This is a genomic window from Paraburkholderia sp. BL6665CI2N2 (genome assembly GCF_004366535.1).
Classification (GTDB): domain Bacteria; phylum Pseudomonadota; class Gammaproteobacteria; order Burkholderiales; family Burkholderiaceae; genus Paraburkholderia.
The window spans coordinates 1,301,791-1,323,333 of the sequence record NZ_SORC01000001.1; the positions used below are offsets into that span (position 1 = coordinate 1,301,791).

The 21,543-nt window shown below is 64.1% G+C and carries 20 protein-coding genes; 9 read left to right on the plus strand and 11 right to left on the minus strand.

Annotated features, from left to right (window positions below):
• Nucleotides 1–3 precede the first annotated feature (3 nt).
• The 8 genes from B0G81_RS05830 to B0G81_RS05865 all read left to right on the plus strand — a co-directional run bounded on the left by B0G81_RS05830 (nt 4) and on the right by B0G81_RS05865 (nt 8,631).
• Nucleotides 4–1,575, plus strand: a complete 1,572-nt coding sequence (locus tag B0G81_RS05830) for a DHA2 family efflux MFS transporter permease subunit (protein WP_134133851.1) — start codon at nt 4–6, stop codon at nt 1,573–1,575.
• A 10-nt stretch (nt 1,576–1,585) separates the two neighbouring features.
• A complete protein-coding gene (locus B0G81_RS05835; RefSeq protein ID WP_134133852.1) occupies nt 1,586–3,019 on the plus strand; it encodes an efflux transporter outer membrane subunit in 1,434 nt (477 codons plus the stop codon).
• 70 nt (nt 3,020–3,089) lie between these two features.
• Nucleotides 3,090–4,277, plus strand: a complete 1,188-nt coding sequence (locus B0G81_RS05840; RefSeq protein ID WP_134143007.1) for a thiolase family protein — start codon at nt 3,090–3,092, stop codon at nt 4,275–4,277.
• 195 nt (nt 4,278–4,472) lie between these two features.
• Nucleotides 4,473–5,750 carry a NupC/NupG family nucleoside CNT transporter gene (locus tag B0G81_RS05845; RefSeq protein ID WP_116123271.1) on the plus strand — a complete coding sequence of 426 codons (1,278 nt, stop codon included), beginning with the start codon at nt 4,473–4,475 and terminating at the stop codon, nt 5,748–5,750.
• A gap of 15 nt (nt 5,751–5,765) precedes the next feature.
• Nucleotides 5,766–6,155, plus strand: coding sequence for a cytidine deaminase (locus B0G81_RS05850; protein WP_134133853.1), 390 nt, complete (start codon nt 5,766–5,768; stop codon nt 6,153–6,155).
• Nucleotides 6,152–7,117, plus strand: a complete 966-nt coding sequence (locus B0G81_RS05855) for a nucleoside hydrolase (protein WP_134133854.1) — start codon at nt 6,152–6,154, stop codon at nt 7,115–7,117. The genes B0G81_RS05850 and B0G81_RS05855 overlap by 4 nt, the downstream gene beginning before the upstream one ends.
• 211 nt (nt 7,118–7,328) lie before the next feature.
• Nucleotides 7,329–8,264, plus strand: coding sequence for a 2-dehydropantoate 2-reductase (gene panE, locus B0G81_RS05860; RefSeq protein WP_134133855.1), 936 nt, complete (start codon nt 7,329–7,331; stop codon nt 8,262–8,264).
• Nucleotides 8,265–8,331: 67 nt separating this feature from the next.
• The gene (locus tag B0G81_RS05865) at nt 8,332–8,631 is read left to right on the plus strand and encodes a hypothetical protein (RefSeq protein ID WP_116123275.1); all 300 of its coding nucleotides are present in this window, start codon (nt 8,332–8,334) and stop codon (nt 8,629–8,631) included.
• Nucleotides 8,632–8,717: 86 nt separating this feature from the next.
• Here B0G81_RS05865 and B0G81_RS05870 read toward each other — a convergent pair whose 3' ends face one another.
• The 7 genes from B0G81_RS05870 to B0G81_RS05900 are packed head-to-tail and all read right to left on the minus strand — an operon-like array spanning nt 8,718 to nt 15,601.
• Nucleotides 8,718–9,764, minus strand: a complete 1,047-nt coding sequence (locus tag B0G81_RS05870) for an ABC transporter substrate-binding protein (protein ID WP_106277060.1) — start codon at nt 9,762–9,764, stop codon at nt 8,718–8,720.
• Between the two features lie 32 nt (nt 9,765–9,796).
• Nucleotides 9,797–10,924: an FAD-binding oxidoreductase gene (locus B0G81_RS05875; protein ID WP_134133856.1), complete on the minus strand. Its 1,128-nt coding sequence runs from the start codon at nt 10,922–10,924 to the stop codon at nt 9,797–9,799.
• The gene (locus tag B0G81_RS05880; RefSeq protein WP_134133857.1) at nt 10,917–12,350 is read right to left on the minus strand and encodes an NAD(P)/FAD-dependent oxidoreductase; all 1,434 of its coding nucleotides are present in this window, start codon (nt 12,348–12,350) and stop codon (nt 10,917–10,919) included. Before B0G81_RS05880 ends, B0G81_RS05875 begins: the two co-directional genes overlap by 8 nt.
• Nucleotides 12,347–12,769: a (2Fe-2S)-binding protein gene (locus B0G81_RS05885; protein ID WP_134133858.1), complete on the minus strand. Its 423-nt coding sequence runs from the start codon at nt 12,767–12,769 to the stop codon at nt 12,347–12,349. Before B0G81_RS05885 ends, B0G81_RS05880 begins: the two co-directional genes overlap by 4 nt.
• Nucleotides 12,769–13,563, minus strand: coding sequence for an ABC transporter permease (locus B0G81_RS05890; protein WP_106277067.1), 795 nt, complete (start codon nt 13,561–13,563; stop codon nt 12,769–12,771). The genes B0G81_RS05885 and B0G81_RS05890 overlap by 1 nt, the downstream gene beginning before the upstream one ends.
• Nucleotides 13,564–13,602: 39 nt before the next feature.
• A complete protein-coding gene (locus tag B0G81_RS05895; protein WP_134133859.1) occupies nt 13,603–14,517 on the minus strand; it encodes an ABC transporter permease in 915 nt (304 codons plus the stop codon).
• The gene (locus B0G81_RS05900; RefSeq protein ID WP_134133860.1) at nt 14,510–15,601 is read right to left on the minus strand and encodes an ABC transporter ATP-binding protein; all 1,092 of its coding nucleotides are present in this window, start codon (nt 15,599–15,601) and stop codon (nt 14,510–14,512) included. Before B0G81_RS05900 ends, B0G81_RS05895 begins: the two co-directional genes overlap by 8 nt.
• Before the next feature lie 303 nt (nt 15,602–15,904).
• On the opposite strand from B0G81_RS05900, the gene B0G81_RS05910 reads away from it, so the two are divergent.
• Nucleotides 15,905–16,783: an IclR family transcriptional regulator gene (locus B0G81_RS05910; RefSeq protein ID WP_134133862.1), complete on the plus strand. Its 879-nt coding sequence runs from the start codon at nt 15,905–15,907 to the stop codon at nt 16,781–16,783.
• 63 nt (nt 16,784–16,846) lie between these two features.
• Here the strand turns inward: B0G81_RS05910 and B0G81_RS05915 are convergent, their stop codons facing one another.
• The 4 genes from B0G81_RS05915 to B0G81_RS05930 form a co-directional block, all read right to left on the minus strand.
• Complete coding sequence (locus tag B0G81_RS05915; RefSeq protein ID WP_134133863.1) at nt 16,847–18,427, minus strand: OprD family outer membrane porin; 1,581 nt, start codon at nt 18,425–18,427, stop codon at nt 16,847–16,849.
• A 177-nt stretch (nt 18,428–18,604) separates the two neighbouring features.
• On the minus strand, nt 18,605–19,630 hold the full coding sequence (locus tag B0G81_RS05920; protein WP_134133864.1) for an oligopeptide/dipeptide ABC transporter ATP-binding protein: 1,026 nt from the start codon (nt 19,628–19,630) through the stop codon (nt 18,605–18,607).
• Nucleotides 19,627–20,625, minus strand: a complete 999-nt coding sequence (locus tag B0G81_RS05925; RefSeq protein WP_134133865.1) for an oligopeptide/dipeptide ABC transporter ATP-binding protein — start codon at nt 20,623–20,625, stop codon at nt 19,627–19,629. Before B0G81_RS05925 ends, B0G81_RS05920 begins: the two co-directional genes overlap by 4 nt.
• Before the next feature lies 1 nt (nt 20,626).
• Entirely contained in the window at nt 20,627–21,541 is a 915-nt protein-coding gene (locus B0G81_RS05930) for an ABC transporter permease subunit (RefSeq protein WP_241974794.1), read from the minus strand.
• Between the last annotated feature and the right edge of the window lie 2 nt (nt 21,542–21,543).

A 21,543-nucleotide genomic window follows, 5' to 3' on the forward strand; every position in this document is an offset into this window, starting at 1 on the left:
ATCATGACTCAAGTTCTCGCCAACCCCGCCGACCTGCCGACGCGAATCAAAGTCCTGGCGTTCACGTTGATGTGCGTCGGTTTTTTCATGGCGACGCTCGATATCCAGATCGTGGCGTCGTCCCTCAAGGACATCGGCGGCGGCTTGTCCGCGAGCCAGGACGAACTCTCGTGGGTGCAGACCTCATATCTGATCGCTGAAATTCTGGTGATCCCGATGTCCGGCTGGCTCACCCGCGTGTTCTCCACGCGCTGGGTGTTCGCGTTTTCCGCGCTCGGCTTCACGCTCACCAGCATGCTGTGCGGACTCGCATGGGACATCAACTCGATGATCCTGTTCCGCGGTTTGCAAGGCGCGCTCGGCGCCGCGATGATCCCGACGGTGTTCACCACCGCGTTCGTGCTGTTCCCCGGCAAGCAGCGCCTGATCGCCTCCACCACCATCAGCGCGCTCGCCACGCTCGCGCCGACCATTGGCCCGGTGATCGGCGGCTGGATCACGTCGCAATGGTCGTGGCACTGGCTGTTCTATCTGAACCTCGTGCCGGGCCTCGCCGTCACGCTGTTGGTGCCGAAGTACGTGCACTTCGACAACGTCGACCTGTCGCTGCTGAAGAAAGGCGATTACCTCGGCATCCTGTTGATGTCCGGTTTTCTCGGTTGCCTTGAATACGTGCTGGAGGAAGGGCCGCGCAAGAACTGGTTCGGCGATCACGTGATCCTGACGTGCGCATGGATCACCGCGATCTGCGGGTTTCTGTTCCTCGTGCATGCGTTCACCGCAAAAGAACCGATCGTCGATTTGCGCGCGTTGGCGATCCGCAACTTCGGCATTGGCAGTCTGCTGTCGTTCATTACCGGGATCGGGATTTTCTGCGCGGTGTTCCTGACGCCGGTGTTCCTGTCGCGTGTACGCGGTTTCGATTCGTTGCAGATTGGTGTGGCGCTGCTGTCGGTCGGCTGTTTTCAACTGGTCGCGATGGTGGTGTATTCGATAGTCGCGCGCTTTATCGATATGCGGATCCTGCTGGTGTTCGGGCTGGTGCTGTTCGGCGTCGGCTGTTATCTGTATGTGCCGCTGACCAATCAATGGGGCTGGCAGGAATTGCTGATTCCGCAAGCGTTGCGCGGCATCGGCCAGCAGTTCTGCATTCCACCCATCGTGACGATGGCGCTGGGTTCGTTGCCGATGTCGAGGCTTCGTTCCGCCAGCGGCCTGTTCAACCTGATGCGCAACCTCGGCGGCGCGATCGGCATTGCCGTGAGCAGCACGATGCTCAACGACCGGCTGAACCTTCACTACGAGCGGCTCGATGAACATCTGAACGTGGGCCGTCCGGTGGTCGAATCGATCTTGCAGCAGCAAAGCGCGCATTTCGCGGCAGTGGGCGGCAACGTGCTGAACGCGGCCAACGCCGGACTCGGTGAACTGCACGCACTGCTGATGCGTGAAGCACTCGTATTGACGTTCTCCGACACGTTCTACGCCTTGTCGCTGTGTTTCGTCGTGGGCCTGCTGAGCGTGCTGTTCTCGCGCCCGTTCGGCAACACCGCACCGCCGCCCGATGCTCATTGAGGAATCCAACATGAAACCGATCCTTTTCAAAGTACTGGCGAGCGCCGCCTTGCTGACGCTCGCGGCGTGCGCGGTGCAACCGGAAACGCACGCGGATTTGCCGCAAACCGTGAAGACCGTCGCGCCTGCCGCGTGGAATGTCGACGCGCCGCAAGACAGCGTCAGCGCCAACGCGTGGTGGGAGCAATTCGGCGACCCGGTCATGCATCAACTGGTCGAATCCGTGTTGACCGGCAATCTCGATGTGCAGGCGGCAGTGGAGCGCGTCAGGCAGGCGCAGGATCTGGCGAAGCAGAATCGCGCGGCCCTGCTGCCGGAATTGAATGCGAGCGCGACCGCGTCCGACTCGCGTCAGAACACGCCGCCGCCGCTCGGCTATGTGCGCCAGGCCGGTGTCGGCTTGACGGCGAGCTGGACGCCCGACGTGTTCGGCGGCGAACGTCTTGCCGTGCTGGCGGCGCAGGCGCAAGTGTCGGGACGCCAGTCCGCGTTGAACGAGGTGCGCCTCGCGCTCGCCGCGAATACCGCGGCAGCGTATATCGATCTGCGCTGGGCGCAATCGCAGTTGCAGATTCTGAGCGACAACGAGCAGATCCGCGCACGCGCGCTGAAGCTCACGCAGCAGCGTCTGCACTATGGGCTGTCGACGCAACTCGACGTTGCGCGCGCGCAGAACCAGCTCCAGGATTTGCAGGCGCAGATTCCGCGCGTGCAGTCGGCGGTGCAGCATCAATTGAGTCTGATCGCGGTGTATTCGGGGCGCACGCCGGAAAGCGTCGACAGCTTGCTGCTCGCCAACGCACGCGATATCCCGGTGCCCGCGCAAAGCGTGCCGCAGATGCTGCCTTCGGAAGCACTCCTGCAGCGTCCTGACGTGCGCACCGCCTACGCGACAGTCGAGCAGCGCGCGGCGGAAGTGGGCGTGTCGAAGGCGCAGCGCTATCCGCAGTTCCGCCTCAATCTCGCCGACGGCCTGCTGGCCTCGTCTTATCTCGGCTTGCCGACGCTGACCGACAACCTTTTCAGCGCCGCGTTAAGCGCGACGAGCCCGATCTTCAACGCCGGCCGTATCACCGCGAATATCGACGCGAGCGAGAGCCGCATGCGCGAATCGCAACTCGGTCTGCAGCAGACCATGCTGCAAGCGCTCAAGGAAATCGAGGACAACCGCAGCGATCTGGTGAGCGGCGCGGTGCAGGTGCAACGTCTTGGCGGCGCGCTCGATGCGTCGAATCAGGCGCTGCGTTTGTCGAGCGAACTGTACAAGGGCGGCGCGGCGGATTTTCTCGATGTGCTCACTGCGCAGGAGGCCTATCTGCGCGACGCGGAGTCCTTGAACCAGGCCAGGCGCGAGCATGCGCTCTCGGCGGTGGCGTTGTACCGGTCGCTCGGCGGCGGCTGGGATGTGCCTGACGCGGTCACGGCGGTGTCGTCGAACAACTGAACATTTGAACAAGCGATCGACTGATGCACGGGCGTGGCCAATGAGGTGTTGAACCAACTGGAGAGAAATGATGGCGAATCAGCGAGAAGTAGTGATCTGCAATCCGGTGAGAACGCCGATCGGCGCATTCGGCGGGGCGCTGAAGGACGTGCCCGCAACGGAGCTAGGCGCGCTCGCCGTGCGCGAGACGCTGCGCCGCAGCGGGCTCGACGCGGCTGAGTTGGCATCGGTCGTGATGGGCAATGTGATTCAGGCCGGCAACAAGATGAATCCCGCGCGCCAGGCGTCGATCGGCGGCGGCGTGCCGGTGGCCGTGCCGGCATTGACGGTCAATCGCGTATGCGGCTCGGGCGCGCAGGCGGTCGCGTCGGCGGCCCAGGAAATCCTGCTGGGTCTCGGCGATGCGGCCGTGGCGGGCGGCATGGAAAACATGGACCGCGCGCCGTATCTGCTGGACGGCGGCCGGTGGGGCTACCGCATGGGCAACGCGCAAATCCACGACAGCCTGTTGCGCGACGGCCTGAACGACGCGTTTTCCGGCGAGCATTCCGGCTGGCACACGGAAGACCTCGTCGCGCAGTTCGATATCACGCGAGAAACGCAGGACCGGTGGGCGGCGCGCTCGCAGCAGCGATTCAGCGAAGCCCAAGCGCGCGGCGATTTCGACGCCGAACTGGTTGCCGTGGAAATAGCCGGGCGCAAAGGCCCGCAACATTTCACGCGCGATGAACAACCGCGTCCCGACACCACGGTGGACACGCTCGCGAAACTGCGGCCGGCATTTCGCCCCGACGGCACGATCACCGCAGGCAACGCGCCCGGATTGAACAGCGGCGCAGCCGCGATGCTGGTGGCCGAGCGGGGTTTCGCGGAAGCACGCGGCATCGCGCCGCTCGCGCGTCTCGTGTCTTATGGCGTCGCCGCTGTCGAACCTGGCATGTTCGGCCTCGGTCCGGTTCCGGCGGTGCAGATGGCGTTGGCACGAGCCGGTTGGCAACTGCACGATGTCGAGCGCTTCGAGATCAACGAAGCGTTTGCCGCCGTGCCGATCGCGGTCGCGCGCAAGCTCGGCATGGCGGACGAATTGATCAACGTGCAAGGCGGCGCAATTGCGCATGGTCATCCGATCGGCGCGACGGGCGCCGTGCTGACCACGCGCCTGCTTCATTCGATGCAGCGCGATGGCATCAAACGCGGCATCGTGACGCTGTGTATTGGCGGCGGCCAAGGCATCGCGTTGGCATTGGAAATGCTGTGAGTTTGGATCGATAGCAGCAGGGTGCGTCGGCGTGCGATATACGTGTCGATGCACCTCGCTGCGATTCCTGAGATGCGCGGCGCATCAACCGTGGGGCATTCCGCGGCCCTAGAGTGCCGGCCCATATTTAAAGTTTTTATTCCGGCACCGCTTTCGTTTAGCATCACTGCCACTTTCACGAGAACACCACGAGACATGGCACTGATCGTTAGAAACATCCTCGGCATTGCGGTACTGCTACTCATCGCGTTCATCTTTTCCACCAACCGTGGCGCCATCCGCTTACGAACTGTAATCAGCGCGCTGCTGGCGCAGGTGGGAATCGGCGCGTTCATTCTGTTCGTGCCGCTCGGCAAGTCGATCCTTTCGGGCGCGGCGTCCGCCGTCAATCATGTGCTCGGCTACGGCAACGCGGGCATCGAGTTCCTGTTCGGCGGCCTAGTGCAGGCCAAAATGTTCCAGGTCTTCGGCGACGGCGGTTTCGTGTTCGCCGTGCGTGTGCTGCCGGCCATCATCTTCGTCACTGCGTTGATCTCCGTACTGTATTACCTCGGCGTGATGCGCTGGATCGTTATCGTGCTCGGCACGGTATTTCAGAAACTGCTCGGCGTGTCGAAGATCGAATCGTTTTCCGCGGTCACCACGATTTTCCTCGGCCAGAGCGAAATGCCCGCCGTAGTCAAACCGTTCACGCCCGACATGACCGGCGCAGAACTGTTCGCGGTGATGTCGAGCGGCATGGCGGCCGTTGCCGGTTCGGTGCTGGCGGGCTACGCGGGACTCGGCGTGCGCATCGAGTACTTGCTGGCGGCGTCGTTCATGGCCGTGCCGGGCGGCTTGCTGTTCGCCAAGATCATTCATCCGTCCACCGAGCCGAGCCGCGTTCGTCTCGACAACCTCAACTTCGACGAGAAGCGTCCCGCCAATATCATCGAAGCCGCGAGTTCCGGCGCGACCGTCGGCCTGAAAATCGCGGTGATGGTCGGCGCCATGCTGATCGCGTTCGTCGGTCTGATCGCGTTGGTCAACGGAATCGTGGGCGGCGTGGGCGGCTGGTTCGGCCATCCGCAACTGTCGATGCAATCGGTGCTCGGCGTGGTCTTCGCGCCGCTCGCCTATCTGATCGGCGTGCCGTGGAACGAGGCCACGATTGCCGGCAATTTCCTCGGGCAGAAAGTCATTCTTAACGAGTTTGTCGCGTATGCGTCGCTATCGCCGTATCTGAAGGACGCCGCGAGCGTGACCGCGGCCGGTCTGACGGCGCTCGATCCGCGTACCATTGCTATCCTGTCGTTTGCGTTGTGCGGCTTCGCGAACTTTTCGTCGATCGCGGTGCTGACGGGCGGCTTTAGTGCCGTCGCGCCGGGACGCCGTGCCGAAGTCGCGCGCTACGGCCTGCGTGTCGTGCTCGCCGCCACGCTCTCGAACCTGATGAGCGCCACCATTGCGGGCATGTTCATTACGCTGAATTGAATCGAGGATTGCTGGATGAATATGGAAGAATTGTTGGAACGCGCGGGGCTCGCGCGAGAAAAGGCCTATGCGCCTTATTCGAAATTCAAGGTCGGCGCGGCACTGTTGACCAGGGACGGCCAGGTGTTCGACGGTTGCAACGTCGAGAACGCGTCATATGGTTTGTGCAATTGCGCGGAACGTACCGCGTTTTTCAGCGCTATCGCTGCCGGTTATCGGCGTGACCAGTTCGCCGCGCTCGCCGTAATCGGCGATACGGACGGCCCGATCGCGCCGTGCGGCGCCTGCCGGCAGGTCATCATCGAACTGGGCGGCCCTGAACTGCCGATTCGCCTCGGCAACCTGCATGGCGCCACGCGCGACACCACCGCGCGCGAACAATTGCCGGACGCGTTCTATCTATGAGCAAGCACAGGGTCATCTACGATACCGACCCAGGCGTGGACGATGCCATGGCGCTTGTGTTTCAGGCGCTGCATCCGGATATCGAACTGCTCGGCCTGACGAGCGTATTCGGCAACGCAACGATCGAAACGACCACCCGCAACGCGCGCTTTCTCGCCGGACGGTTCGCCGCCGGCGTGCCGGTCGCGCAGGGCGCGGCGGCGCCGCTCAAGCGCCGCGCGCCCGAGCCGCTCGCATGGATTCACGGCGACAACGGGCTCGGCAATATCGCACTGGATACTACGGACGAGGCTCCGCTCGACGCGCGTCCCGCGCACCGCTTCATCATCGACACGGTGCGCGCGCATCCCGGCGAAGTGACGCTGCTCGCGGTGGGCCCGCTCACGAACCTTGCGCTCGCGCTCGCCGACGATCCGCAGATCGCCTCCCTCGTCAAACAGGTGGTGATCATGGGCGGCGCGTTCGGCACGGACGGCGTGCTCGGCAACGTCACGCCCGCGGCGGAAGCCAATATCCTGGCCGACCCGGATGCCGCCGACATCGTGCTCGGCGCGGCGTGGCCGGTCGCGATCGTCGGGCTGGACGTCACGCAGCCCACCATCATGAGCCACGAGTATCTGGCGTCGCTACGCGAACGCGGCGGCGCGGCCGGCCAGTTCGTATGGGAAGTGTCGCGGCACTACGAGGCGTTTCACGAGCAAAGCGCGCAGCTGGCGGGCATCTACGTGCACGATTCGTCGGCGGTGGCCTATATGCTGGCGCCGCATCTCTATACGACGCGCAGCGGCCCCGTGCGTGTGCTGACGGACGGCATCGCGGTGGGTCAGACCATCCAGAAGCCGGCGAGCATGCCGGTGCCCGCGCCGGCCTGGGATAGCCGGCCCGACTGCAAGGCGTGTATCGGAGTGGACGTGCCGGGTATGCTCGAGCTTTACGAGCGCACCATTTGCGGCACGCTGTGAACGTGAAAGAGGCACTGGCCTGACGCGCCGGCGCATTGCCCGATTGATCTGAGGTAAGCCGCTGTGCAATGCAACACGGCGGCTCGCGTCAATCCTGGCCGGTGCCGATCTTCAATCTTTGCTACATTCTGCACACGCGCCGCATTCGCGCCCCCCGAAACTCTCGCTCGTGGAGGCAAGCGCGTGATCGAAATCTATCAAGAGGCCAAAGATGCGAATTCTTGTAGTAGGGGCGGGCGCAGTAGGCGGCTATTTCGGCGGCCGTCTCGCAGCGGCGGGCCAGGACGTGACCTTCCTCGTGCGTCCGGGCCGGGCGGAAAAACTCAAGCGTGAGGGGCTCGTCATCAGCAGCGTGCGCGGCGATCTCAGTCTGCCCGATCCGCAAACCATTCTCGCCGGCGTCGGCGCCGAGCCGTTCGATCTGGTGCTGCTGAGCTGCAAAGCCTACAGTCTCGACGACGCCATCGACTCCTTCGCGCCGCTCGTCGGCGAGTCGACGCTGATTCTGCCGATGCTCAACGGCATGCGCCATATCGACGTGCTCAACGAAAAGTTCGGCGCGGCGCGCGTGCTGGGCGGCCAATGCGTGATCGCCGCCACGCTCAATGCCGAGCAGCACATCGTGCATCTGAACGACATGCATGCGATCACGTTCGGCGAACAGGCCGGCGGCACGTCGGAGCGTGTTCAGGCGATCGCCGAGGCCATGGCCGGCGCGAATTTCGACACACTGGTCAGCGACAACATTTTGCTGCGCATGTGGGAGAAGTGGGTGTTCCTGGCCACGCTGGCGGCCAGCACGTGCTTGATGCGCGGTTCGGTCGGCGATATTCTGGCTGCGCCGGACGGCAAGCGCGTGATCGAGAATCTGCTCGGCGAGTGCCGCGCGGTGGCCGAGCACAACGGCTTCACCATGGGCCCGGACTTCGACGCACGCGCCACGCAAACGCTCTTCACGCCTTCGCCGCTCACCGCGTCCATGTTGCGGGATGTGGAAAACCATTCGCATACCGAGGCGGATCACATTCTCGGCGATCTGATTTCGCGCGGCGGCGACGCGCAAAAGGGCGAGCACGGCTTGTCGTTGTTGCGCATCGCCTATAGTCATCTGAAGACGTATGAAGCGAGGCAGGCCCGCACGTCCTGAGCGATGCCATGGGCACGAATCGGGACTTCACGGGCATGGCCAACAGCCTAACGATCAGAGGTGAAGCATGCCGAGCCCCATCGGATCAGTGCCCGCACTCAGTGCCGCTTCGGCCACGATCTTCTCGATCGGCATCGTCTTTCTCGGCTACTGGGGTTTGTATGAGCCGACCCAGTGGCGAGTCGCCGACGTCTTCGTGTTCGTGTCCGCGCTGATCGGATTCGCCTGCCTCGGGCTCGTGCCGTGGGTCGCCACGAGTCCTGTCGAACCCGAAGGCAGCGATAGCCGGATTCGCATTGCGCGGCATCTGTTTCTTGTCGGCGTGGTGGGGATCTGGCTTGCGGTGGCGATGTCGGTGATTTTCTAGAACGACACCCACGCTCACGCATAAAAAACGCGCGCCTTGCACAGTTGCAAGGCGCGCGTTTTCGTTGACGCGCAACCAGTCAGCGCTTAGCGCTCGATTTGCCGGTTCCAGCGCGTATCCCACTGCGCGCGGTGCGCGTTGATCGTGTCCCAATCGACCACCGTCACCTTGTGCACCAGGTCGTCGACGTTGCCGAGGCTTTGCTGCATGGGCGGCGTCATCTTCGCGAGACGGTTGGTGGGTATCTGGCGCCCGGCTTCGGCGGCCTTGGTCTGCGCCGGCGCGGACAACAGGAATTGCGCGAGCTTCTGCGCCAGTTGCGGATCGGGGTTGTTGTTGACCACACACAAGTCGACCAGCAACAGCACCGGACCTTCCTTCGGATTCACATAGCCGACCGGAATGCCCTTGTCCGCCAGATCGCCCACGGCGGTCGGCGTCAACGGGAACAGGCCCGCCTCGCCGGTCTGGACCATTTCGGAAATCTTCGCGGAGTTCGGCACGTACTCGACCACGTTCGGTCCCACCGTGCTCGCCCATTTCGTGAAGCCCGGCTCGACGTTCTGCTCGCTGCCGCCCATCAGGCGGTTGATGGCGAGAAAGCCGTGCAGCCCGAAGGTGCTGCTCGACGCCGACTGGAACACTACCTTGCCCTTGTATTTCGGATCGGCGAAATCCATCCACGAGGTCGGCGGCGCCCAGCCTTTTTCAGCGAACAGCTTCTTGTTGTACGCAATGCCGGTCATGCCGAGTTGCACGCCCGCGCCCATGTCGTCCTTCATGCGCGCGAACGGATAGAGCTCCTTGAGCACGGGCGCGTCGTCGAGCTTCTTGCACACGCCCATGCTGACCGCGCGCGCCATCACGCCGTCGTCGAGAAACACCACGTGGATCTGCGGGCTGGCCTTGTTGGCGAGCAGCTTGGCGAGAATGTCCGACGACGTGCCCGGCACCACGACCACCTTCACATTGTTGGCCTTCTCGAAGTCGGGCAGCACCTGGCTCGTATAAGCCTTCTCCATCGGACCGCCGTTCATGCCGATGTAGATCGTCTTGGTTTGCGACCACGCCGGCGCGGCCGCGCCGAATGCGCACAATGCGGCCAGCGCCGCGAGCGTCTTGAACAGTTTCATTGAGGGGCTCCTGAGGTTCACTAAACGAGGACTTAAGCGACCGGTGAGGTCGCGACAGCAGCAAAGCGGCCAATCGAAAAAGCGTCGAGTGGCGTCGCGGTGGCGCCGTCGACGACGAGATCGGCGAGCACTTCACCGACGCCCGGCGCGAGCAGGAAGCCGCCGCCTGAAAAACCGAATGCATGCAACAGACGCGGCACGCTACGGCTCGCACCGATGATCGGATTGCTGTCGGGCGTTTCGCCTTCCACGCCGCTCCATGTGCGGATCAGCAGCGCCTCGCGCAAGGCGGGCAGCAGCGCGCACGCGTCGCGCATCACGGCGCGCGTGGTATCCGTCGACGGCTGGCCGTATTCGCCGTCGCCATGTCCGCGTCCGCCGCCGATCACGCAATTGCCGCGCGCCACCTGCCGCGCGTAGATGCCGCCGCCATACACGCCCAGGTTGTGGGCGATGAAGAGCGGCAACGGCTCGGTGACCCACATGTTCGGATAGATCGGTTTCATCGGCGCGGTTTCGCCGAAGTAGCCCGCCACCGTATTCGCCCACGCGCCTGCCGAATTGATGAGCCAGTCGGCGCTGATGCGCAGATCGCCGGCGCGCAGTTGAAAGCGCGTGCCGTCATGATGAATGTCGGTCAGTTCGGTTTGCTCGCGCACATCCGCACCCGCGGCCCGCGCGGCGCGCGCGAAGGCGGGCGACACCAGCCGCGGGTTCGCATGACCGTCGGTGGCGCACAGCGAGCCGCCCACGGCCGCTGGCCCCAGCCACGGGTAGCGCTGGCGGAACGCCGCGCCGCTGATCAGTTGCGTGTGCAGTCCATAGTCGCGCGCCATGTCGGCCCACGTCTGCAGCGCGGCGAGATCGCTTTCGCTGCGAGCAAGGCGCAAATGTCCCGACATCGTGAACTCGCCGTCGATGCCGATCAACTCCGGCAAGCGGTCCCAGATACGTCGTGCGCGGATTGCGAGCGGCATCTGTTCCACCGGCCGGCCCTGGCAGCGCACGCCGCCGTAGTTCACGCCGCTTGCCTGTGCGCCGCAATAGCGCCGCTCGAACAGGCCCACGCGCAAGCCGCGCTTCGCCAATGCCAGTGCCGCCGATGAACCGACCAGGCCACCACCCGCAATCGCGACGTCATAATGCAGCGTGTTACTCATCGCGCGCCTCCGCGGGGATGTCGGCGACGTCGTCGGCGTACATTTCCGGCGCGAGCGGAATCGGTTTGACGGGCGGCTGGCTCCGCAAACGGCCCACTGCGTCGAGCGGCTTGCCGGTTTCCCCGGCGAGCAGGGTCAGCGCGGCTTCGCCGCACATGCGTCCCTGGCAGCGGCCCATGCCGACGCGCGTGAGCGCTTTCAGCCGGTTGATCTCATTCGCTTCGCCGCCGCGGATGCAGCGCCGTAACGTGCCCGCGTCGATCTCTTCGCAGCGGCACACGGTCATGTCGTCCGGCCATTGCGACGCGCAGTTGGCGGGCGGCGCGAAGGCTGTTTCGATGCCCTCGCGAAACACCGCGATACGTTTCAGACTGCGCTCGATCGATGCCGCGTCGGGCATGCCCGCACCACGCGGATGCGCGACGCCGAGATCGTCGAGCAAGGCGAGCGCGGCGCGGCGTCCTGCCAGTTCGGCGGCGTCGGCACCGGCGATGCCCGCGCCGTCGCCGGCGAGATAGAGGCCGGGCACGGAACTGCGGCCCGCCGGGTCCACTTCAGGCAGCCAGCAACGGTTGGTCGCGTCGAAGCGGAAGCGGCAGCCCGCGAGATCGGCGAGCTGCGTCTCGGGTTTGAGGCCGAAGCTCACGCCGACCGCGTCGCATGCAATGGTTTCAGTCGGCGCGCCTTCGCGCAACGCGCGCCATTCGAGCGCTTGCACACCATCCATGCCACGAATGCCGACCAGCGTCACATCACGCTCGATCCGCACGCCATGTGTTTTCAGCCAGCCGACGTAATACAGGCCTTTCGCGAAAGTGGACGGCAGACGCGCGAGTTTCGGCGCCGCGGCGATCTGCCGCGAGAACGGACTCGTGTCGAGCACGGCCATGACTTGCGCGCCGGCTTTCACGTACTGATACGCCACGAGATATAACAGCGGTCCGGTGCCGGCCAGCACGACGCGTCGGCCGATCGCGCAGCCTTGCGCCTTCAGCGCGACCTGGGCCGCGCCGAGCGTGTAGACGCCAGGCAAGGTCCAGCCCGGCACCGGCAGCACGCGGTCGGTCGCGCCGCTGGCGATGATCAGATGCGAAAACGGCACACGCAGCTCGCGTCCCGCATGCAACGTATCGAGCCGGCCCGCTTCGCAGGCCCACGCGAGCGTGTCGGGGCGATAGTCGAGATGAGGCAGCAGCGCGGCCATGGTCGAATGCAAGGCTTCGGCCTTGTGCGCTTCGAAACCGTAGAGCGTTTTTTTCGAGCGCTCGAAGCCGCCGTTCGACGGTGGTTGCCGATAAATCTGGCCGCCCCAGCGTGCGTTTTCATCGATCACGATCGGCTTCACGCCAGCCGCGACCAGCGTCTCGGCAGCGCGTACGCCCGCCGGCCCGGCGCCGACGATCACGATGCGGCGTGCGTCGCTCATCGGGCGTCTCCGGTTTTATTCACCGCGCCGAGACCGGCATCGGCGCCGGCTGCGGTCGTGGCGAAGCGTGTCAGCACGCGCATGCCTTCGCTTACGAGCGTCGAGCACGCGCGCACGCGTTTGCCGTCTTCGGTGCGCATCCAGCAGTCCTGGCATGCGCCGATCAGGCAGAAGCCCGCGCGCGGCGCGCCGCTGAATTCGCTTTCGCGCACGTGGCGCTGCTGCATCAGTACAGCGGTCAGCAGCGTATCGCCTTGCAGCGCGGCGACCTGTTCGCCGTCGAGATAGAAGTGCAGCGTTGCGCGCCGCGTTTCCGCCACGCGAACGAACTGCGGCTCGCGGCGCGCGGCGTCCGCGCGGGTAGACGGCGAATGGGACGACAGCGTGGACGGCATTTGAGCGTGGTCGGAAGAAGACATCAGTGCTGGCCGATCAGAATGCGGTTCAGGCCGTACACGCGGTCGAGCAGCAGCATCGCGCCGCCGGTAATGAAGATCACCAGCGCGGAGACGGAGGCCATCATCGGATCGATCGATTCGGTCGCGTACATGTACATGCGCACCGGCAGCGTGACGGTTTGCGGCGAGGTGACGAAGATCGACATGGTCAATTCGTCGAAGCTGTTGATGAAGGCCAGCAGCCAGCCGCCGGTAATGCCCGGCAGAATCATCGGGAAGGTGATGCGGCGAAACGTGGTCCACGGGTCGGCGCCGAGCGAGTGCGCGGCATGCTCGATACTGCGATCGAGGCCGCTCACCGACGCCAGCACGAGCCGCATCACGAACGGCGTAATGATGATCATGTGCGCGAGCACGAGCCACGCGAACGAGCCGGTCGCGCCAATCAGCGCGAAGAAGCGCAGCAGCGCGATGCCGAGTACGAGCCCGGGAATCACGAGCGGCGACAGCAACAGGCCATTGAGAAAGCTGCGCCCCGGAAAACGCGCGCGGCCGATGGCAAGCGCGGCGGGCAGCGCCACGATCAGCGACAGCGTCGCCGAAGCGAACGCCAGTTTCAGGCTGTTAAAGAACGCGCCGATGAAATCCGGGTAATTGAGGATCGCGCGGAACCAGCGCAACGAGACGCCGTGCGTGGGCAACGTGAGCGTTTCGTCGGGCGTGAAGGCGACCAGCACGACGATCACGAGCGGCGCGAGCACGAACGCAATCACTAGCGTATGGAAAATCAGCGCGATGGGGCCGTTTCTTCTCATGATGATTTCACTGAATATGCCGATGAAAGTGCCGATGAATTAACCGAGGCTTCTGGTGTATCTGCGCTCCAGAACCCGGTAATACGTGAGCATCACGATCAGATTCGCGACCAGCAGCAGGAGCGCGATGGTCGCGCCGAGCGGCCAGTTCAGCGAGCCGAGGAATTCGTCGTAGACGGCGGTGGCGGCGACTTTCAGGCGTCGTCCGCCGAGCAGGCCGGGAATCGCGAAGGCGCTCGCCGACAAACCGAACACCATCAGGCTGCCCGACAGAATGCCCGGCGTCAGCTGCGGCAGAACAATGCGGCGCAGCGTGGTGGCGGGCGACGCCATCAGCGAAAGCGCGGCGTTTTCCGTTTGCGGGTCGAGCTTCTGCAACGCGGTCCACACCGGAATCACCATGAACGGCAGCATCACGTGCACGAGTGCGATGACGATCGCGAAGGTGGTGTACTCCAGCTTGTACGGCCCGAGTCCGACCAGACCGAATGCCTGGTTCGCGAGGCCGTTGGTGTTGAGCAGCATGCTCCAGCCGAACGCCCGCACCACTACCGAAACGAGCAGCGGCGCGAGGATCACCAGCAGGAACATCGAGCGATACGGATCGCGCATGCGCGACAGCACGTACGCTTCCGGCGTGCCGATCACAACGCACAACAGCGTGACGAGAAACGCAATGCCGAAGGTGCGCAAAAAGATGGTGTGGTAATACGAGGAACTCAGCACTTCCACGTAGTTGCCGAACTGGAACGCGGCGATCGGCCCGCTGGCCGGATCGAAGCGGTAGAAGGTCAGCACCAGCGTCATCAGAAGCGGCACCAGCACGAGCGCCACGAACAGCAGAAAAGCCGGCGCGCACATCAGCCAGAGCGGCAAAAATGCTTGCCAGGGCGCGCGGCGGGCGTTGGCGGACTTCATGTCGCGGTCGTCGGCGGCGGGCAGCGTACTAGCCATGATGCGCGTCCCGTTGAATGAAGCGGATCGCCTCGCTGTTCCAGTCGACGCCGACCGCCGCGCCTTCGGGCAGCGGCTCCGTGCCTTCGTTCTGGCAGCACACCAGCACTTCGCCGAGGCGGCTGTCCAATCGGTACAGCCATTGGCTGCCGAGGAAGAAGCGGCTTGTCACGGTGGCCGGCACACGTCCCGCGTTCGGTGCGCACAGCCGCAGTTTTTCCGGACGGATGCACAAGGTCACCGCGTCGCCGACGCCGACCACGCGCTCGCGCGCCGGCAACTGCGCCGTATGTCCCGTCTCCGCGAGATCGTGGCCGAGGTCGATGCGGATCGCGTCGCCGTCGCGTGCCACCACGGTGCCCGGCAGCATGTTGGCCTTGCCGATGAACTGCGAGACGAAGCGATTTTCCGGGCGCTCGTACGCTTCGTACGGCGTGTCGATCTGCGTGATGCGGCCGGCTTCCATCACCACCACGCGATCGCTAATCGACAGCGCTTCGGATTGATCGTGCGTCACCATGATGGTGGTCGTGCCAATCTTGCGTTGAATGCCGCGCAGTTCGAACTGCATGTCTTCGCGCAGTTTCGCGTCGAGATTCGACATCGGTTCGTCGAGCAGCAGCACCGGCGGCGCGATCACAATGGCGCGGGCAATCGCCACACGCTGCCGTTGACCGCCGGAGAGTTCGCGCGGAAAGCGATGCGCGAGCGTGTCGAGGCGCACCAGCGACAGCGCTTCGCGGATGCGCTCCTTGCGTTCGGCCTTGTCGATGTTGCGCATCTCCAGGCCGAAGCCGACGTTGTCGGCGACGCTCATGTGCGGAAACAGCGCGTAGCTCTGGAACACGATGCCGAGGCCGCGCTTGTTCGGTTTCATGTGCGTGATGTCGCGGCCGTCGAGCGTGATGCGTCCGCGCGTCGTCTCGACGAAGCCCGCGATCATCTGCAAGGTGGTGGTCTTGCCGCAGCCGGACGGACCGAGCAGCGAAACGAACTCGCCTTTCTCCACCGACAGGTTCACGTCGGTGACTGCCTGCAGTTCGCCGAACGATTTCGTTACGTCCGTGAGTGTGAGAAACGACATGATCTGGCCTTTGGATGGTTCGACACCGGTTCAATCGACGACTGCCTCGATGACGCCGACTCTAGCTAGCCAAATTACCGTCAGTCAATTTCAAATTCCGTTTACCGGTACAAGATTGGAAAAAATTCCGTCAAACGGAATCTATTCACCAAAACCGGCGGCAGGTGTTCCGCTGCATGGTCTCCGGAAAATCCCTATGAATCACTGATGCAACGTTGCCACGTGGGAAAGCTGGCAGAATTCCGCTGACGGATAAAACGCTTTATAGTGTTCCAATCAGTGAAATAATTCAGAGCCAATGAAATGAATGCTGCCGCCAAACGAGATGCCGAGACCGACACCGCGGACACGGGCAGCGCCCCCGGCCCCGGCATGCTGGAACGCGCGTTCGCGGTAATCCGCGCATTGTCCGAAGCGCAGCCCGACGGCGGACGTGTCACGCGTCTCGCGAAAGCGGTCGGGCTCACGCAAGGCACGGTGCATCGCATCCTGCATGCGTTGATCGCGGAGGGCATCGTCGAACAGGACGAAAGCTCCAAGCTGTACCGGCTGAGCGTGGATTTTTTCGCGCTCGCGGCGCAGGCCGGCAACCCGAGCGGCATGCGCACGCTGTGCCGTCCCGCGCTGTTGCGTCTGTGCGCGAGTCTCGGCGACACGATCTTTCTGCTCGTTAAAAGCAGCTTCGACGCGGTGTGCCTCGACATCTGCGAAGGGCCGTTTCCGATCCGCTCTTTCACCGGCGATATCGGCGGGCGTGTCGCTCTGGGTGTCGGGCAGGGCAGTCTGGCGATTCTGGCGTTTCTGCCCGAGGCGGAGCGCGAGGAGATCATCCGTTTCAACGTGCCGCGCATTCGCGGCTACGGTGTGCTCGACGAAGTGTATTTGCGCACCGAGATCGAACGTGTGCGCCAGTTGGGCTACGCGGGGCGCAATAGCGGCGTGCTCGACGGCATGGCGGGCGTGGCGGTGCCGATTCTGGACCGCACGGGCGTGGCGGTCGGGGCGTTGAGCGTCGGCACGCTGGCCGCGCGTCTCGGCGACGACCGTCTGCCGATGGTGGTCGAATTGCTGCGGCGGCAGGCCGATGCGATCGGCCCGCAAACCAATCCGTTCGATGTCGCGCTGCGCCGGCCGATGCATGGCCTGTCGCGCGCGATGACCACCGAACGGATCACCGGATAAGCGCACGCGCGATCAAAGAGGCAGCGCGCAAGCCGCGCCGCCTGTCGAATCGCCCGAGAGCGCTTAGAACACCTTCACCGGCACATTCACCACCAGCCGGTATTCCATGTTGTTGCCGTCTGAGTAGTGATACTGGCTGTTGTGCCACATCGCGATGAACGTGACCTTCGTATCCTTGAAGCGCCCGCTCTGCAGCGTGTAGCTCGGAATGAAACCGAACTCGTGATGATGGCCATGCACCGGCTCGCCGTTCTTCCAGTACAGATCATGCAGCGGTGCGGAAGGCGAGGCATTCTCCGCCGCGCCCGCCGACGCATCCGCGCCCCAGCCGTATTGCCCCCAGAACATCGCCTTGAGTCCGGGCACGCCGGCGTATTTGCCGTCGAATGTATAGCGCAATTGCAGCGACTGCTCGTGCGGCGCGTTGTAGTCCACGTCCATCGAGTTGGTCAGATAGATACCGTTGGTCTCGTTGACGTAGTCGAAGAACTGGTCGCCGAGCACCTGCTGGTAGCCGAGCAACAGCGCGTGCGGGCCGTGCTGCGCGGAGACCGACACGCTGTACGCATTGCTGTTGATGTGCCCCTGACGCGACGCGCCGGTGTCGTGCGTCGAGTAAATGTTCGCAAGGCCGCTCCACTTGATGGTGGTCGGATCGCCGAACGACTGGGCGACCGAGCCGTAGTACTGACGCCAGACGTCGTCGGCCTGATCGACATATAGCGCCATCTCGCCGTTCTTCGCGTAGTGCCAGGTGCCGCCCACATAAGTCAGGCGATCGATCCGCGTGCCGCCGTACGAGGTGGTGAGATTGGTCAGATTGGTGTGGCCACGCGCGTCGACTTTGGTGAAGCTGCCGGCCTGCAGTTCGGTGTGCGCGAGATCGTTGCTGACCATCGAGACGCCGAGAAAAGTCGGCGGCAACGCGCGGTTGTCGTGCGGTTCGAGGAACGGGTTCGTCACGTCCTGCAAACCGTACTTCACGACCGTTTCCGAAATGCGTCCCTTGATGTCGTACATGCCGGGATACGCCCACGCGAGTTGCTGCGAACCGCCGCCGTCCTTGCCCACGTGCACCATATTGCCCGCGCCATTGCCGCCGTCGAGCTTGAGTGCGCCGAACAGCGATGCATCGACGCCGAAACCGATCAGCCCTTGCGTGTAGCCGGATTCAAAGTTGGCCTGCGCGCCTTGAACCCACGCGTGACGGTAAATCGTGTTGGGCGCCTGGAAGTAGTCGGCGTAGTTGCGAAACTGCAGATTCAGATGGCTGTCCGCGATGAGACCCTTGCTTGCCATTTGGCTCGACGGCGGTGCCGGCGGCGTGACGGTCTGACTGGCCTCGGCGTTGACGACGGCGTTGGTGGTGTCGGGTTGGTCGTTACGCACGTGGCCACCTTGCTCCGCCCGGCGCTTGCCGGAAGCATCGATTTGCTGCGTCGGCGTGGTTTGCGCGAGTTGCGCGGGGGACGACAACGTTTGCGCGACCGTTTGAGCTTTAGACGCCTCGGAGGTGGGCTCCGTGACGCTGTCGTCGGCATACGCGTTAACGGCTAGTGTCAGTGCGGGAAGCGTGAATGCGCAGTAAAAGAAGGTTGCTGCTCCGGTTTTTTTTGACCGGTTTTTTGATCGGGTATCTTTCATTGAGTACGTCTCTGATTATTGTGGTGAATCTTTGGCTGGCGCTTAGCCAGTCCATGCTTATCGCTCGTTCCGCGGTTGGCAGGACGAACGAATCCAGCGGCGCGGCGGCCTGCCGCGCCGGGAATACGGTTTTGATTTCTCGGGTTCTTCGGTGTGCTGGCGGTGCGCCGGCGGCACTTACCTCACGGGGTCTTCCACGCGAATACACGCGACCCGTGTTGCCCTGGCGCCGTGCGTGACGGGCTGCGGAATCTCCCGGGCACAGGCGTCGATTGCATCCGGGCAGCGCGTGCGAAATGCGCAACCGGAAGGCGGATTCAGCGGAGAGGCAATTTCGCCGCGCAACAGCAGATGACGGCGCGCGCGCTCCACCACCGGATCGGGCACCGGCACGGCGGAGAGCAACGCGCGCGTGTACGGATGGCGCGGTGTGCCATATACCTCGCGCTTGTCGCCGAATTCCATCACCCGGCCCAGATACATCACCAGCACGCGGTGGCTGATCGCTTTGACCACGGCCAGATCGTGCGCGACGAACAGCAAGGAGAGCGACAGTTCGCGCTGCAAATCGCGCAACAGGTTGACGATCTGCGCCTGGATCGACACGTCGAGCGCGGAGACCGGCTCGTCGCAGATCACCAGTTGCGGTTCGCCGATCAGCGCGCGCGCAATGCCGACGCGCTGACACTGCCCGCCGGAAAACTCATGCGGATAGCGGCGCAGATGCTGCGCGTTGAGACCGACGCGTTCGAGCATTGTGAGCACGCGCCGCTGTACGTCGGCGCGCGCGATGTCCTGGCCGTGCGTCATCAACGGTTCGGAAACGATCTGTTCGATCGTCATGCGCGGATCGAGCGAAGCGAGCGGATCCTGGAAAATCATCTGCACGTCGCGGCGCAAACGCGAGGTATCGCGGCGCGCGCCGGGCAGCACGGTTTCGTCGCCGAGCCAGCGCACGCTGCCGCTCGCCACCGGCGCGAGTCCGATAATCGCGCGCGCCAGCGTCGACTTGCCGCAACCCGATTCGCCGACGAGCCCCACGGTTTCGCCGCGCCGCACGTTGAACGACACGCCGTCCACCGCGCGCAGCGTCGCTTTGCCGGACCACGGAAAGCCGCCGCGCGGCACGCCGAATTGCACCTTGAGATTGTCGACGCGCAGGAGCGTGGCCGCGTCCTGGTTTGCGATAGGCGTGGCGTTCATACGTGTTGTGCCTCCAGGATTTCGCCTACCGGCTTAAAGCATGCGCGCAGGGCGTCGGGATAGCCTTCTGCAGCAACAAGGGACGGCCGCGATTCGCGGCAGCGTTCGGTGCAATACCCACAGCGCGGCGCGAACGCGCAACCTGCGCCGACTTCGCCAGGCAGCGGCGGATTGCCTGGAATGGTTTGCAACGGACGGTCGTCGTCATCGTCGGTCAGACGCGGCAGCGCGTTCAGCAGGCCGAGCGTGTACGGATGCGTCGGCGCGGCGAACAGCGCGGTGGCGCTCGCCTGCTCGACGGTCTGGCCGGCATACATCACCATCACGTCGTCGCACAGGCCGGCCACCACGCCCATGTCGTGCGTGATCAGAATGATCGCCGTGCCGCGTTCGCGATTCAGTTCGCGCAACAGTTCGATGATCTGCGCCTGCACGGTGACGTCGAGCGCGGTGGTGGGTTCGTCGGCCATCAGGATTTCGGGCTCGGAGAGCAGCGCCATCGCGATCATCACGCGCTGGCGCATGCCGCCGGAAAACTCGTGCGGATACATGCCGATGCGGCGCGCGGCATCGGGAATGCGCACCGTTTCGAGCGTTTCGATCGCGCGGCGGCGCGCTTCGCGGCGCGACATCTTGCGATGCAGTTGCAGCGTCTCGGTCATCTGCCGTTCGATTGTCAGGAACGGATTGAGCGAGGTCATCGGGTCCTGAAAGATCATGCCGATGCGGTCGCCGCGAATCTTGTTCAGCGCTGCTTCGTTCATGGTCAGCAGATTCTCGCCGCGATAAGTCGCGCTGCCGGACACCTTGCCGTTGCCGGCAAGCAGGCCAAGCAGCGCCATCACAGTCTGGCTCTTGCCCGAGCCCGATTCGCCGACAATGCCGAGCGTGCGGCCCGCCTCGAGTGAAAACGACACGCCTTGCACCGCGTCGACGGGTGCGCCTTCGCGGCGCGTAAAGCGCACGCTGAGGTCTTTGACTTCGAGTAGCGGCATGTCAACGGTCCTTCGGATCGAATGCGTCGCGCAGACCATCGCCGACGAAATTCACGCAATACAGCGTGACGCACAGCATCACGGCCGGGCACAGCAGCAGCCACGGCATCGATTCGAGCTTCTGCGCGCCGTCCTGAATCAGCACGCCCCAGCTCGTCATCGGTTCCTGCACGCCGAGGCCGAGAAACGACAGCACCGATTCCGTCAGCACGATGTTCGGCACCGTTACGCTGGCGTACACCACGACCACGCCGAACAGATTCGGCACGATGTGACGCGCGATGATCGAACGCGAACTTACGCCGATCGCCTTCGCGGCGTCGATGAATTCGCGCGAGCGCAGCGACAGCGTCTGACCACGCACCACGCGCGCCATATCGAGCCATGAAAACGCGCTGATGGTGAGCACCACCAGATAGAAGGCGCGGCCGAACATGGTCATCATCAGAATGGCGATCAGCATGTAGGGAATCGCGTACATCATGTCGACGATACGCATCATCACCGCGTCGACGCGCCCGCCGAGATAGCCCGCGGTCGCGCCATACGCGACGCCGATCAGCCCCGACACCAGCGTGCCGAGCAGCCCGACTTCGAGCGATACGCGTCCGCCTTGCAGTGTGCGCGCGAGCAGATCGCGGCCGAGTTCGTCGGTGCCGAACCAATGCATGTTCTGCAAAGTGGGCGGCAGGCTGATTGCGCTCCAGTCGCTATCGATCGGGTTGTTCGGCAAAAGCCACGGACCGGCCACGCAGGCGATCACGATCAGCATCAGCACGACGAAGCCGGCGAAGGCGGCGCGGTTGCGCACGAAGCGCCACGCGGCGGTGGCGAGCGGGCCGCGCGAACGCGGCGCCCTGGCGATGGCCGCGAGCGGATCGAGCGCCGCGGCAGTCGATTGAAGAGAGCGGGGCATGG